Raw genomic sequence first — 14,929 nt, forward strand, 5'->3', positions numbered from 1 at the left:
GGCGATTCTATGTCTTTTTTATGCCAAAAATCCCTTTCCAAACCCAGGAGGAGGTCCATTTTGGAGGTATTGTTGGGATCGTTCCAAATACAGAAGGGCTGCCTTGTCGGAAGGGTCTCGATTCAAAACTGATGAAAATCCAAGCTCCGCTGCCCGAAAGTCCCCATCCCAAAACAAATTCACACTTTCTTCAAATTCTTCTTTGGTTTGGATCTTGAGCTGAAAGGATTCTTCGACCCCCTCCACTAAAACTTGTGCAATTCCGATTAACTTTTGTTTTGCGGGAATTTTAATAAAATCCAAAAGTCGATGCGGATAAGAATCCGGTTCTTTTAATTCTAAAAGTGCATCTAAACTAAGAATGATTTTTGCCCCATATTTTTTCGTCATTGATTCTAAGGAATTGGCAACTCCCATGGAATCGGAAAGTACTGCGGATTCAATTCTTTGTTCTTCCCCAACAATTCCTAACATCAATTCACCAAAATGGATTCCAACACCGATTTGGATTTCCCCAACACGATGGTTGTGACTTTCTTTGTTCCAATTCGCAATCGTTTTGTGCATTTGAATCGCTGCCGAAAGTGCATCTTCTGGTTCTTTTTCAAACAATGCAAAGATGGCATCACCAACATACTTTTCGATAAATCCATTTTGAGAACGAATGATAGGCCCAACTTGTCTGAGATAATCATTCAAAAAAAGAAATGTTTCCTCTGGACTAAGCGTTTCCGAGATTGCTGTAAAATCACGAATATCAGACGACAATACTGACATGTGTTTTAGGATAAAATCTCCACGTTTGACTTTTGATTCATCTTTTTTGGAAAACAATTGGATGAGTCGTAAGGGTACAAATTTTGCATAAACTTTGTTAGATGATTCAAGTCGATTGTTTACTTCAATTAATTCTGTTGTTAAAGTATCCATCGAGGAATAAAAACGAGCATTCCTTCTCGCAAGTAGAATACTTTGGAACAAAAAGAATACAAATAATGAAAATGGCATAAGGGGTTGGGCTTGGAACCAATAATTCCCTGCCATCAAATCATGTGTCGAACCCAACATCAAAATGAGTGAACCATAAAAAACTAAACTACTATCTCGTTTCCTTTGGCGATAGATACGAAAGATCACATAAAAGGAGCAGATACTAAAAAATAAGATAAAAACCTGCGAAACAATATTGGTCGTTGTAAAGAGTTTCGGATCTGTGAGTAAGACAAATAATACATATGTAAAACTCAAACTCCAACAAGATTGTAACATCCAATTGGGTACTTCTGATTTTCCAGGAAACAAACTGCGTAAATAACTTAAGAAAAAACAAACAAGCAGTGGTGCCGAAGAATAATCCAATACTTGCATCCATTTCCATGAAAAATCGGGAAACGCATATACTATGTAATAATTATCTAATATAACTAAGCGAAGGCCTGTGAACAAACAAAAGAGAGCAAAAAACAGTGAACTTTTCTCCTGCCTACGGAAGAAAAAAACAGTGAGTTGGTACAATGCCATCGTGAGCATAGCACCGAACACAAATACTTCACCAGCCGAATATATGAGTGACTCGTTTTGGATGACTTCTTTTGTACCCATTTCAATGGGTTTGCGATAACCACCGCGAGCATGATGGAAATTACTGACAACATAAATGATTTCTTGTTCATAAGATTCAGGTTGGAACGAAACATATTGAATTTGGTATTTTGGTTTTGCGGACAATTGATCCACACCAATGACCCCTGAATAAGCAATTTTTTGCCGATTGATGTACAATTCATAAGCACTGGTTGCAGGTTGCACTCTCAAATAATAACGAATGTTAGGATCTGGAACTTTAACAACTAAACGAAAGCTGGCATACCCATCCCCACCGATTCCTTCTGGCCGAACAGAGTTCCAAGATGAAGGAACGTTAACGTAAGTTTGTTTCTTTTCCGCTATTTTTTGGAATAAGGCATCGCCATAAATCTCGTTCCAATAAAATTCCCATTCTCCATTCAATGAAATTTTTTTGTGGTTTTCCACAAATACTTCTGGAATTTCCAAATATCCTTTTTTTGCAACTTTCGTATTATCAAAGTTACACGAAACTAACGCCAAACAAAAGAAAAGAAAGTTTACTAATATCAAATGATTTAGGATTGGTTTTATTTTTCCCATGCAGAAACCCCATCCCAATCTTCGCCAACGCCGGCAGTTTGGTAGTATTCACACCTTTCAATATAGATTTGTGCAGCAATGTCTTCGGGATTGTTTGTATGTACTTCTCGAAATCCATTCAATGCAGAAACAAAATCGGCTCGTTCGTAATCAAAGATGGCGGCTTCAAATTGTTCACGGTATGCAATTTTTTGATCGGAAATGGAATCAATGCCAGGAATTAATACTTCCGCGATCATCACTGTTTCCTGTTTGCCTTTGACTCGCACAAAATCTAAAATCCGATAAGGAATGGTATCCAAATCTTCGTGTAACATCAAAGAGGTTAAACTAACAAGGATTCTAGCATTGTACTTTTTGGTCAATCCTTGGATGCGACTTGCTAAATTCACAGTATCCGATATGACAGTGGACTCGAGCCTTTCTTCTTCACCTAAAATTCCGAGCATCGTATCCCCGGAATGGATTCCAATACCTGCATGTAAGGGTAAATATCCGAATCCTCTTCGCCTTTCGTTGTATGTTTCCAATTCCCACTGGATGTCTTCTGCTGCTTTGATCGAATTTTGAATTCCACCATCAAAAAGAGCCATCACAGCACTTCCAATGTATTTATCGATAAATCCATTGTTCTTTCGGACACAAGGCCCAATTCGACCTAAATATGAGTTCGTAAATAGAATACGATTTTCAAGTGGAATGGAATAGATGATATCCCAATATTCCCAAATGTCCGCAAATAAAACGGTCATCTCTCTTTCGCTACTGTCACCTAACTTTACTTCCTCGATACTTTCTTTACCCAAATGAGTTAAAAAATCTCGAGGAATGAATTTTGCGTAAAAACGATTTGTCAGGATAAATTGTTCATTGATGGTTTCAAACTCTTCTTTTAAAAGGACCTTTTTATGAAAGGTTCTAGCCGTACGAAGTGTCACAATCGTGGATTGAACTCCAAAAAACAGAAAGACAGCGATTTGTGATAAGGATGATTCCCCTTCTCCAGTGTAAGCAAGAAATACATCATATACAAACCCAAAAAACAAAATCAAATACCCTAAAAAGAATATATGTGAATCTGGTAATCCTTTCACTACCATTTGGTAAAGTCGAATCCCCAAAAAGACAGCATAAACAACACCTAACACTTGAAATACGACTTCAAATTCGGTATAAAATTCTGGTTTGATAATGAGTCCGTAAACCAAAACGAATTGAACAAAGGCACTAAAGTATCGAATGATTCTTGTTTCAATGAATCGAGGGAATAAACCATCCACAAACCATAAAAACAAAATACCTAAAACAAAAACAGATGCATATTCAACATATATCACAAGTTCCCAAGGGATATTAGGAAACATGGCATAAATCGTTTTACTTCCCACAAATGGTAGTCGGATTGCAAATACCAAACAAAAGAATCCAAAATAGAATGCCTCCCTTTGTTTGTTACGATAAAAAAATAAAATAAAATGATACAATCCAAACATAAACAGAGCACCAGTGAGTGCAATGTCCATCGTACTCTCTGCCAAAATATAATTTTGAACCGTTTCTGCTGTTCCAAATATAGGAGCATTGGGTAATCCACCTTCTTTATGATGGAAATTACTCACTTCAATTTTGATTTGAATATTGTCTTTGGCATGAAATGTAAAACTTTGACCTTGTGCGCTCGGGATTGTTGATTTTTTATCCTTCCCAGGCAATCCAGAAAGTAACGTACGATTAGCGGCGGTTACTCGGAAGTTAGTCCGAACTTCGGGTAAATACAATGAATAAATCTGCGACTCACTCGGAAGCAAAATATCCAAAACATAAGTCCCATATCCCTTCCCATCCACGATCCCTGACCTGAGGGGAACTTCATTCCAAAGAGATGGAACTGGAAGTAGCGAATGACTCGCGTCAGGTGGTATTTCTCCCAAAGTATGAGGATAAAATTTCCACTCACCGTGGAGTGTGATTGCCTTTCCCGTTTTCCATGGGAATGCCCTCAAGTCCAAAGTACCCGATGTGACTTCCCCAGTGGGAGTCACAAGCTGGCAGGACAAAGTGAGAAAAACGAAACAAAGAATAATGCGGTTCTGAAGGGTCATCCCTAACCTTCAGAGACATTTCCGACGGTTATTTGGAAAGGAAGTTTTCAAAATGAAAAAAATAATATTTTTTGGTTTGTACGAAGCACTCGATAAGCTATTATGTCTCCTAAATGGCACCAACTTCTGGACCCAACAAAGCCGCGCTGGCATACCAAATTTTAGGCCAGTACCTTCCAGATGAAGTGTTCGCCCATTTAACAGATGCAGAGATTGAATCCCTACTGTTGAAAGTAGAAACAAATCCTTCCCCAACCAAAGGCCAAGAAAAAGACCTCCTCCTCTCTTTTACCAATTTTCTCAAAAAAAAAGGGATCCAAGACAAAAAAACGGACGGATCTCCTTCTCGAAGTGGTATTGACCCCGTTCCCCATCTCCATTTCACGAACAATCTCTCCCCTACCCATCCGCCAACCAATCGTTCCCACCCAGAAACGAACGAATTGTATTCTTTGCTCGATGAGATCCTAAAAGAAGAGGATTCCAAACGAACCAGCCCCCTCTGGCCGGAACTTCCCAAATTTTCCACGGAATTATTACGAAACTTAAGCATGGATGAGTCTCCTGAGGTTGTGGCTAGGTTACTCAGCTTTTCGGATCCAGAAACGGCATCGGAAGTCCTTTCAGATTACCCAGAATCCCTCCGAGAAGAGGTCATTTTGGCTCTGGCAGAAATCGACTTCCATTCCGACAGGGAAAGGGACCAATTGGAGCGGTTCCTACGCTTCAAAATGGAGCTCATCGAAAAAAAAATGCCGGTTTCCAAGATCCGCAGTCGGAAAGCCAAAACTGCCGGCGAAATTCTCACCAGGCTTCCTTTTTTACCATCTCAAAATTTAATTGAACGAATTCAGAAAAAAAGCCCAGAATATGCCGAAACTATAGTAGAACACTACTTTCGTTTGGAAGACCTCCTTCATTTGGGAAGGACAAGTCTCACTCGGTTTTTTTCTGAGATCCACCCTCTTGTCATTGCCTGCGCGCTAAAAGGAGTGGAGACTGAATTTCGTGATCAAGTTTATTCCAATTTGGAATCTTGGCTTGTGAAAGAGATAAAGATCGAATGGGATTCGTTAGGTCCTGTTTCGCTTGCGGAGATTGAAGAAGCCCAAAAGGGAATCTTAGATCGTTTGCGCGAAGCAATGGATGAAGGCAAAGTGAAACTTTGGAGATTGAAGTAAGGATATGGCAAAACTAGTTTTTAAACCCATTCAAATTGCCGACTTACAAGAAGAAGTTGAAATCCAACTTCCTGATAAGTACAAAAAATTTCATAAAACAGACGAACAAGAAGATTTCGAGATAGACCAAGAAGGGAATATCATAGAACAATACCAAGGTCCATCGATTGAAGAAATCGAAGCGGAACTCCAAAGGTATCGTCAAGAAACAGAAGAACAAGTTCGCCAATTATTAGAAGACGCAAAAAAACAAGCAAAGGCCATAGAAGATGAAGGAAGGACGAAAGCCTTCCAAATGGTCCAAGACTCCAAAGAAAAAATCAAATTAGAAGAAGACTCTGGTCGAGCCAAAGCAGAACAGATCTTAGATCGTGCCAAGATGGAAGTCGAACGTATGATCAAAGAAGCCGAAATGAAACAGGCTGAGATCGAACACGAGGCATACCAAAAAGGATATGATGCGGGTCGTGAGGTTGGTTTTAAAAAAGGCCAAGGGGAAGTGAGACGACTCATTGACCGACTCGGAACCATCATCGGTAAGGCAATTGACATCCGTGAAGAAATGATAGCAGCTTCCGAAAAGCAGATGGTTGAAATGATTCTTGTGATTGCACGAAAAGTAATCAAAGATGAAATTATAGAACGTAAGGAAATTGTTCTCAATAACATTCGCGAGGCAATGAAACGTATCAAAGATCGAGATCGTATCGATATCCGCGTTAACTTCGCAGACCTTGAACTCACAACTGCTCACAAAGACGAACTCATCAAACTCATGGAATCACTCAGAAAAGTTAATATCTATGAAGACTCACGTGTCGATCGTGGTGGGGTCATCATTGAGACAGATGTGGGTGCAATCGACGCAAGGATTTCCACTCAGTTAAAAGAAATCGAAGAGGCAATTCGAAACGTAGAACCAATATGATTTCGAAGAGCCGATTTTTCCAATTTTTATTTGGTATCTCATTGTTTTTGTCACCAACTGTTGTCAGTTTGGTGGCAGAACCTTGCGGAACCATGATCTCCTCATTTGAAAAACCTGTAGTTTTAAAAACAGATTGGTTATTCCGAAAAGGAGACAATTTAGATTGGCGAGATGAGTCAGTCGAAGATACGTTTTGGGTCAAACGATCTGTTCCTGATTATGGAATTTCCAAAACGGAAAACCTAACAGGGTATCATTGGTATCGTTGTTCTTTTTATTTACCTGACAATTATACAACTCCCGTTGAACCAATTGCCATCCAATTGGGGAGGATTCGTGACATCGATGAGTTCTATCTGAATGGAACATTGATTGATAAAACAGGAGCAGTCCTACCTCGAATGGAGGTAGATTTTCAAAAAATTAGAATTTATTCTCTTCCCACACATTTATTAAAACCTGGTTTAAATGTTATGGCAATCAGAATATATGCCGCAACCAATTTAAACGGATTAAAAGAAGCTCCTAAAATTGCCAAAGAACGTTTGTTACGTGAAGAAGTTTTTTCGAAAGAACTTTTTGCAATGGTTTGCGGTTATGTCTTCATATTTATGGGGATTTATTTTTTAGTGGGATCGATTGTTCGCGGAAGAGCAGGTGAAAACTTTTTCTTTGCTTTATTTTCCATTTTTATGGGTATTTATGTACTCATTCGTACCCAACACCGAGATATTTTATTTGAAAGTTTCACCTGGTCCTATGTAACCGAACTTCTAGTTTTGATCTGTTTGCCAGTTTTTTTCATCAACTTTATGCACCAATATTTAAAGATGAAACGAAATATGGTGTTACTCGTTTATGAGGTATTCCTTTCCGTTTTATTTATCATTACCTTGTTCTTTAGAAATCCTAAGACATGGATCCTTGTCATTGCGCTCTTCAATTATGCATTGCCTATTGCTATGGGACTTGTGGTTTATTTATTTGTAAAGAATGGAACGACCAATATCAAAAAAGTAAAGTTCATCTTAATCGGAATCGCTTGTTTATTACCAACCATCCTAATTGATAGTTTGTCCGCATTAGAAATCATCATTTCAATGCCTGGTACTTTGTATTTAGGTTTTTTAATTTTCCTCGTCATGATTTCGATTCAACTATCCAATGATATTGTCCTCGGATTAGAAAACTATATTGGACAAGAGAAAGAACTCATCCAAATGGAAAGAGTTAAAACTGGATTTTTGATCAATCTATCTTCCGAATTTAAATCAGGAATGGAAAAAATCAAAACTGCGATTGATAACATTACAACCAATCAAGGGAAAATTTCGATAAAGCAAGCCGGCAAAACGACAGCAAAAAAAGCCGCTAAGAAAAAAATCAAAACATCTCCTTCTCCAAAACAAACGGGAGACCCGATCAAACAAGCAGAAGACCACATATCCTATATGAGTTATATGGTCGAAGAAGCAATTTTACTTAGAAAACTAGAAGAAAGAACCTATATTCCTTTTTATGAAACATTTTCTGTTTCTGAATTGATTAAAAATTGTGTTGCGAGTGTTGAAAATCATTTAGGCCAACATAGAAAAAATGCCTTCATCGATGTAAAACCAAAAGATCTGGAAATTTATTTCCCAAAAGAATTGTTTTTTTGTATTTTACGTAACCTTGTAGAAAACGCCTATCAATATACAGATCCCAAAACAGACATTCATATCGAATTTTATAATCGAGATGGATTTCACCAATTGATCGTAATGGACGAAGGAATGGGTCTAAGCCAACTCGAGATGGAAACCATATTTCAAAAATTTGTCAGAGGATACCATGACAAAAAAAATGAAATCCCTGGTGCCGGAATTGGTTTAACTTTAGTTGAGGCATCAACAAACTTCTTATCAGGAACTGTAAGTTTAAAATCAAGCGAAGGAATGGGAGCAAAGTTCACGATCCGAATCCCAGAGAAACCAAAAAAATGAAATCCTTACCCTTCAATCGTATCCTTATATTTTGTTTATTTTTCCTTTCTCTAAATTGTTCTCGTACAACAGATGAAAATACCGTAGTACTTAGATTAGATGGAGAAGACTGGGGAATTTACTTCAATGATAATGCCGATTTATTAAATCCTGAATTTAATCCAAATAATCTAGATATAATCGTTGTTCCCAATAATTTTAGAAACCTTAACAAATCATATCGAGGATCCATTTGGATTCGAAAAAGTTTTGAAATCACAACAGAACAACACCAAAAATCCTTAGCGCTGCAACTAGGAAAAGTTTACCAATCCGATGAAGTTTTTGTAAATGGCGTGCTCATTGGAAAAAACAATTCCGCTTTTGGAAAAGACCCAGAAGAGTATGCATTTGGTAGACCTCGCATTTACCCGATTCCTCACGATTTGTTGCTCGAAGGTGAAAATGTTCTTATCATCAAAATTGATTCTGCATTATCAACATCAGCTGGGATCATCACAGGTCCGATACGAATTGTTACATATGAAGAAGCAATCAATGGGAATCTATATGATTCACTTGTTGAATTGATATTCGTTGGATTTTATCTATTCATCGCATTGTTTTTCTTTATCAATTTCTTTAATTTGAGAGATAAAAAAGAATATTTGAGCTTTAGTATTTTGGCTTTAATATTTTCTGGTTACGAACTTTGCAAAAACGAAGTTCGATTTTTAATTTTGAATCATTTTGCAATTTTAAAATTTTTGGAATATTCTTTTTTATTCATCCTTCCCTATGGTTTTATAAAATTCATACAAGATTTTTTCGAGTTAAAACCTTTCAGATACCAAAGAATTTATCTTTTATTACAATTTTTCTTTATCGCTGTTTTTCTCATCATTCAAAACCCCGTTTTTTGGTACAACTTTATCGGTTATTGGGATATCCATTTACTCGCAGTAATTGGTTATGCTATCTACGTAACGATCATTAAATTTCGTGAACAAAAAAGAGGTTCAACAATCCATTTATTGGCACTTGTATACCTTCTGTATTCAATTCTCAAAGAAATATTAATTGAACGAGGTTATTTAAATTCACCTTCTTCTCTTGAAACTAGTTTTTTAGTATATTTGATTTTAATGACTCTTGCTCTTCGATTTCAGTTTTTAATGATGAAACGAAAACTACAAAATCGATATGAGAGACTAAAAGAAGCAGATTCTCTCAGAGAAAAAATATTCTTTTATATGGATGCGATGATATCGGGTCCGTTAAAATTGATGAAAGAAAAACTTTCTGCATACAGAGAGTCTACACAAAAAACGAAAGATAAAAACCTAGTGAAAGAAGTAACCGATGTTCAATCTTCCATTGACAATGTGATGGATGATATCATTGAACTTTCAAGATTAGAAGTTTTAAAAGAAGTTCCATTCAAAGAGCAAGTTAATTTTATTTCTTTTATCAACGATGTGATTCCAGAAGATGATATCACTTATTCTATCAAAGTAAATCCTGAAACAGAAATTTATAATAGTTTGGACCTAATCAACTCTGTTGTAGTAAGACTTGTCGATTTCCCGCCATTCAAAGAGTTCAATCATAATGATTTGATCATTACGCAAGATTTAAAAGGAAATGTGCATTTCCGATTTTTATTATTTCATAACAATTCAAAAGTTGCACAAAAACTATTCAATGAACTGACCGAAAATTATAACCAACTCACTCCAATTAAAGTAAAATGGGCGATTATATTAGAAATCGTAAGATTGTTAGGTGCTAAAATTGATTTCAAAATCATCAAGAAAAAATATTTAAAAATAGATTTAGGAATTGCTGCCATTGTACCAATCTCAGAATTACAACCAATCAAAGATTCTAATGGTATACCAAACGCAAATCTAAACACCAAAAAATCAGAAAAAGAAGATTGGAGAGTCACCTTAAAACGAATTTTTAAGTTTCTGAAAGAAACAGAAATTAAAATCCCAAACTTTAAAAAGAAAAAGTAAAGAATACAACTGAATCAATGATCATTAAATACCTTACCAAACAAAGTCCAGAATCACTTCTAAAAGCATTTGAGGCTTGTAAAGAATTAACGTTTGATAAGGATGAATTTTTATTCCATTCAGGTGATGAAGTAACCCATATGGATCTTTTGGTCAATGGTGATCTGCAAGTATTCAAATACGATGGTAACATGAATGAAGTGACATTAACTTTTTTTAGACCAGTGAGTATCATCGCTGAGTGGGCTGTGATCCAAGGAATCCCTTATCCCGCTTCAGCTCGATTCACCAAAAAAAGTACCATTCTTAGAATGCCACTCACAGAAGTTCAAAGTCGATTGAATTCCAGCATCGCACTCAATCATATACTAATGCATTCATTGATGAATAAAATTGATACATTAAATCTTGCCATCAACCGAGGCCTCACGATGGATGCGATGCAACGTGTGGCTCATTTTTTATTTTATGGAACTCCGGATTCTCTCGCATTAAAACAAACACAAATGGCATCTTTGTTGTATCTTCGGCCTGAAACTTTTTCAAGAATTTTAAAACAACTGAAAGACCAAGGTTTGGTGGATACACAAAGAGGTGAAATCACAATCCTAGACAAAGAAGGACTCTTGAAAATTTTGGCTTAGTACTTGATTTGTATCAAGGAAATGATACTGATTTAGGTTAGTATCAAAATATGAAGAATTTGTTTTTTCAACTCAGTTTTTGGAATACAGCATTTCGACCTTTTTTTTGGTTCGGATCATTGTTCGGAATCATTATTTTAAGTATTTGGTTATTCGTACTTTCGAATATAATCACAAATCCAATCCAAGTCAATGCGATTCACTGGCATTCATATGAAATGGTATTTGGTTTTACCAAAGCCATCGTGTTAGGTTTTTTGTTCACTGCCGTTCAGAACTGGACCAACTCCACAATTTTAAAGGGCGAAAATCTATTTTATCTTTTACTCTTTTGGTTATTAGGAAGATTTTCATTTTATTCGTTTGGTTTTTTGGGATATTTATCCTTTGGATTTGATATTTGTTCTGACATCTTTGTCATCTATTTACTCTACCCAAAATTAATTGTTCCGACTCAAAAACACAACCGACCCATATTATACCATTATGTATTTTTTACAATCTTTCATATCCTAAGTGCATTATCAGCATATTCGTTTCTCAATCCAGAACAAACATTGCTCTACATACACCTTAGTATTTTTGTTGTTTTGTTTCTGATTCTCATCATTGGTGGTCGAGTGGTTCCATTCTTTACTGGTGTTGTTATCCAAGGTTATTCATTCAAACGGATGCCAAATCTAGAAATAGGACTCTTGTATCTGCCTTATGTTTTCTATGTATCAAAATGGTTCCAAGGGTTTTTCGAATCTAGCAGTTTTGGATCTATGAGTCTTCGTATCTTCAATGGAATTTCGATTCTGGCTTTGGTTTCATTTTTAATTGGATTTCTTTTATTTGTGGCCAACTCCATTCGTTATTTTTCTTGGAAACCTTGGAAGTCCTACCAAAGGCCGATTCTATGGATCTTACATCTCGGATACTTTTGGGTTTGTTTGGGATTTTTATTCTATAGTTTATCCGATTTAAATCTATTTCCCATCTCTTCAGCCATTCATAGTTTAACTGTAGGTGGTCTCGGAGTCTTTATTTATGGAATGATCACTCGTGTGAGTTTGGGTCATACCGGTAGAACCATTGTGGCATCACCACTCACTGTGTTTGCTTATGTTGTACTCAATTTATCTGTAATTTTTCGAGTATTTTTACCCTTATTCAATGAATACAAGTATGCTTATTATTTATCGGGTATTGGATGGATTTTGTGTTTCTTGATTTTTTCGATCCAATACTCACTCATTCTATTTTCCAAACGTCCAGATGGAAAACCATCTTAGCACAAGATGTGAATTCGATGGTTACGATGGTAAAAATCTAAATCAAACGCGAATGGCTCTTCGAAAAAATTCCTGTAAGGAATCGAGTAGCCTTTCCGGATGGAATAACATTTGGTAACTTGCGTTTCGCATCATGGCAGGAATTGTTGGTTTTTCTTCTTTACCAATTGCCAGCGTGTATACTTGAACTCCATTTAACAGACATTCACCGACGGCTTTATTGACATCTTCAATGCCATACTTTCCTTCATACTGGTCATAATCGTTTGGCCTAGCATCTGTGATTAAGATAATCCATTTTTGTTTATAACCACAATTTTTGAGCAGTTCATTGGTGTGCCTAAGCGATGGTCCAACCCTAGTATATCCAATGGGTGACAATGGGCCCAAACGATCCCGGACTCCCATCCAGGATTCATTCATTTGTTTTAGGTGAATGAACTGATTGTGATTTCTAGTGCGAGAATAGAATCCAGCAATCCCGAAAGGAATTTTTAGTTCATCCAAACATTCCGAAAAGAGTAACAAACTTTCCCTTTCGACATCCAACACACGTTTATCATGAATCCAGGAGTCCGTAGACAAACTAAGGTCCATTAGAAAATACAATGCAATGTCTGAAACATCACGAATGGGATTCATATAAATGGCTTCTGACGGACTTTTTTTCGCTTTTAAGTCCGCATAACGATCCACAAGTGCATCCAAGTCGATATCAGCACCAGATACCAATCTTTTTTTGATCCGTGTTTGGTTGAGAAGTGCCGTCATTTTTTTCTTTAAAAGTAAAAGTGTACGATGTTGTTTTTCTAATACATTCGCTGTATACGAATGATCCATTGACTTGGGAAACTCTTCTACCACAGAACAGTAACTAGGTTTGTATTTCTTTTGTTTGTAATCCCATTCTGGATACAAAAATGGTTTTTCATTACTTGTATCTTCTAAAATTTCAAGTAAGGTACCAGATCCTGATTCACTAGTTCTTGTTGTATGAACCGGGTCTTCGGTTCGGATGATGTGTTTGAGATTGAGTTCCTCTAGGGCCTCCTCTTCTTCCATATCCTCTTCGCCATCGATGTCTCGCCATTGCCCATCAAACTCTTCTACCGTTTCAATCTTTTCAAAATTATGCCCTAAGGTATATTCTTCGATTTTTTTCTCATCCACTTCCAAAATTTCAGCATCACTTGGATCCAATTTTTGTTTGGATTCTTTGGATTCTATTTTTTGATTTTGTTTTGCGGAAACAAAGTCTTTCCCTATGGGAAAGTTCATTCTTGAATGGGTGAGAGAGAATTTGGCTTTGTAAAAATGAGAGATAATGTTTGTATACTGTTTTGGATCTTTTTTTCGAAGTAACAAACGTTCTTTTCGAATCTCTTTCCAATCACTCCGAACACCAGGGAATACTTTCAAAAAGGAACGAAAGTTTTGGTAAAAAGTTTGTTCTTCGATCGCTTTCCGTTCTTGTGTTTCTGTTTTTTTTAGATTCGTTAGCGGTACTTCCTGTTTGGAGAAAGTAGTTGTTAAGTTCGTGTTAGGTGAATTTAAATCAAAGAGGTAAGATAAATAGGCAAGTAGGATCCGAACCTGTTTTTTTGTATCCAATTCCTTCTCATACCAGTGGATCACTTCTGGAAATTTTAAAAAGTTTTCGCCAAGCGAAACCACTACCCCTCCATAAACAATGGAGGTCGTTTCCAAACGTAAGGTTTGTAGGTATTTGATGATTTTGATTTCCTCTGTTTCCATTTGGTATGGAAAGTAAGGACTCGGTGGAGTTAACTTAGTTTTTAACTTTTTCCAAAGTTTGTGGCCTTGGTAAAATACAAATTGATCCCATTCCAAAATTTGATCCTAAAAGATTAAATCAAAACTATCTTGTAAGGCCGTAACAGTGTCATCATCATCTGTTAAAGGTAAGATAATGGCAGTTCGACCTGCTAACCGAGAAGGAAGGCCTTTTGCGATTAATTTGGCACAGGAAACAAGTAAACGAGTAGAAACGGTTTCCGCTAAACCTAACTCCGGTTTATGTCGAACCAAATTGGCGTATTGGACCAATTTTTTGGAAATTGATTCTGAGATTCCTGTTTCTCCTACAATGATTTTTTCTTCTACAGATGGTTTAGGATACGGAAAGTCCATTCCCAAAAACCTTTGTTTGGTGGATGGTTTTAGTTCTTTGAACCCTTTTTGGTATCCAGGATTATAAGAGGCAACGAGTAAAAAGTTTGGATGGGCGATCACTTCTTCGTTCTTGCGTTCAATAAACAATGTCCGCCTGTGATCGGTAAGGGAATGAATCGTGACAAGAGTATCTGGCCTTGCCTCCGCAATTTCGTCTAAATACACAATCGCACCTTCTTTGACACCAGTAGTGAGAGGACCATCCATCCAAACGGTATCAGAACCCTTCACAAGGAAGCGTCCCACCAAATCCACAGCCGAGGTTTCATCATTACATAATATGGTGATGAGTTTACGGCCCATTTGGTGTGCCATAAATTCTAAAAATCGAGATTTACCGGAGCCAGTAGGACCTTTTAACAAAAGCGGCAGAGAATTCTCCGCCGCCATTTGAAAAATTTCCACTTCCTTACCGATTGGTTCGTAATAGGGAATTTTTGTTGTTAACAT

Annotated in this window: 10 protein-coding genes; 6 read left to right on the forward strand and 4 right to left on the reverse strand. The window is 36.8% G+C overall.

Going from position 1 to position 14,929, the window contains the following annotated elements; translation table 11 throughout:
* Positions 1-18: 18 nt before the first annotated feature.
* Together LEPBI_RS14430 and LEPBI_RS14435 are read right to left on the reverse strand one after the other, a co-directional pair.
* A complete protein-coding gene (locus LEPBI_RS14430; protein WP_012476407.1) occupies positions 19-2,169 on the reverse strand; it encodes an adenylate/guanylate cyclase domain-containing protein in 2,151 nt (716 codons plus the stop codon).
* Complete coding sequence (locus tag LEPBI_RS14435; protein ID WP_012476408.1) at positions 2,157-4,271, reverse strand: adenylate/guanylate cyclase domain-containing protein; 2,115 nt, start codon at positions 4,269-4,271, stop codon at positions 2,157-2,159. The genes LEPBI_RS14430 and LEPBI_RS14435 overlap by 13 nt, the downstream gene beginning before the upstream one ends.
* A 113-nt stretch (positions 4,272-4,384) precedes the next feature.
* Here LEPBI_RS14435 and LEPBI_RS14440 point away from each other — a divergent pair, with 113 nt between their 5' ends.
* From LEPBI_RS14440 to LEPBI_RS14465, 6 genes are read left to right on the forward strand one after another with little or no spacing between them, the layout of a single operon-like run.
* Positions 4,385-5,452 (forward strand): FliG C-terminal domain-containing protein, encoded by a 1,068-nt coding sequence (locus tag LEPBI_RS14440; protein ID WP_012389872.1) that lies wholly within the window; start codon positions 4,385-4,387, stop codon positions 5,450-5,452.
* 4 nt (positions 5,453-5,456) lie between these two features.
* On the forward strand, positions 5,457-6,380 hold the full coding sequence (gene fliH / locus LEPBI_RS14445; protein WP_012389873.1) for a flagellar assembly protein FliH: 924 nt from the start codon (positions 5,457-5,459) through the stop codon (positions 6,378-6,380).
* Positions 6,377-8,365 (forward strand): sensor histidine kinase, encoded by a 1,989-nt coding sequence (locus LEPBI_RS14450; RefSeq protein ID WP_012389874.1) that lies wholly within the window; start codon positions 6,377-6,379, stop codon positions 8,363-8,365. The genes fliH and LEPBI_RS14450 overlap by 4 nt, the downstream gene beginning before the upstream one ends.
* Positions 8,362-10,365 carry a 7TM-DISM domain-containing protein gene (locus LEPBI_RS14455; RefSeq protein ID WP_012389875.1) on the forward strand — a complete coding sequence of 668 codons (2,004 nt, stop codon included), beginning with the start codon at positions 8,362-8,364 and terminating at the stop codon, positions 10,363-10,365. The genes LEPBI_RS14450 and LEPBI_RS14455 overlap by 4 nt, the downstream gene beginning before the upstream one ends.
* Before the next feature lie 17 nt (positions 10,366-10,382).
* Positions 10,383-11,009, forward strand: a complete 627-nt coding sequence (locus tag LEPBI_RS14460; protein WP_012389876.1) for a Crp/Fnr family transcriptional regulator — start codon at positions 10,383-10,385, stop codon at positions 11,007-11,009.
* Positions 11,010-11,059: 50 nt separating this feature from the next.
* Positions 11,060-12,286 (forward strand): NnrS family protein, encoded by a 1,227-nt coding sequence (locus LEPBI_RS14465; RefSeq protein WP_012389877.1) that lies wholly within the window; start codon positions 11,060-11,062, stop codon positions 12,284-12,286.
* 42 nt (positions 12,287-12,328) lie between these two features.
* On the opposite strand, the gene LEPBI_RS14470 is transcribed toward LEPBI_RS14465, so the two are convergent.
* Both LEPBI_RS14470 and LEPBI_RS14475 read right to left on the reverse strand, forming a co-directional pair.
* Positions 12,329-14,137 (reverse strand): nitric oxide reductase activation protein NorD, encoded by a 1,809-nt coding sequence (locus LEPBI_RS14470; RefSeq protein ID WP_012389878.1) that lies wholly within the window; start codon positions 14,135-14,137, stop codon positions 12,329-12,331.
* Between the two features lie 9 nt (positions 14,138-14,146).
* Complete coding sequence (locus tag LEPBI_RS14475; RefSeq protein ID WP_012389879.1) at positions 14,147-14,929, reverse strand: CbbQ/NirQ/NorQ/GpvN family protein; 783 nt, start codon at positions 14,927-14,929, stop codon at positions 14,147-14,149.

Origin of the sequence: Leptospira biflexa serovar Patoc strain 'Patoc 1 (Paris)' (genome assembly GCF_000017685.1) — a bacterium.
Lineage (GTDB): Bacteria > Spirochaetota > Leptospiria > Leptospirales > Leptospiraceae > Leptospira_A > Leptospira_A biflexa.

Bases quoted from the DNA above. Each gene is read 5' to 3' on its own strand.
- LEPBI_RS14440 (WP_012389872.1), top strand. From the start codon at position 4,385: ATGGCACCAACTTCTGGACCCAACAAAGCCGCGCTGGCATACCAAATT.
- LEPBI_RS14430 (WP_012476407.1), bottom strand. From the start codon at position 2,169: ATGGGAAAAATAAAACCAATCCTAAATCATTTGATATTAGTAAACTTT.
- LEPBI_RS14435 (WP_012476408.1), bottom strand. From the start codon at position 4,271: ATGACCCTTCAGAACCGCATTATTCTTTGTTTCGTTTTTCTCACTTTG.
- LEPBI_RS14455 (WP_012389875.1), top strand. From the start codon at position 8,362: ATGAAATCCTTACCCTTCAATCGTATCCTTATATTTTGTTTATTTTTC.
- fliH (WP_012389873.1), top strand. From the start codon at position 5,457: ATGGCAAAACTAGTTTTTAAACCCATTCAAATTGCCGACTTACAAGAA.
- LEPBI_RS14475 (WP_012389879.1), bottom strand. From the start codon at position 14,929: ATGTTAACAACAAAAATTCCCTATTACGAACCAATCGGTAAGGAAGTG.
- LEPBI_RS14460 (WP_012389876.1), top strand. From the start codon at position 10,383: ATGATCATTAAATACCTTACCAAACAAAGTCCAGAATCACTTCTAAAA.
- LEPBI_RS14450 (WP_012389874.1), top strand. From the start codon at position 6,377: ATGATTTCGAAGAGCCGATTTTTCCAATTTTTATTTGGTATCTCATTG.
- LEPBI_RS14465 (WP_012389877.1), top strand. From the start codon at position 11,060: ATGAAGAATTTGTTTTTTCAACTCAGTTTTTGGAATACAGCATTTCGA.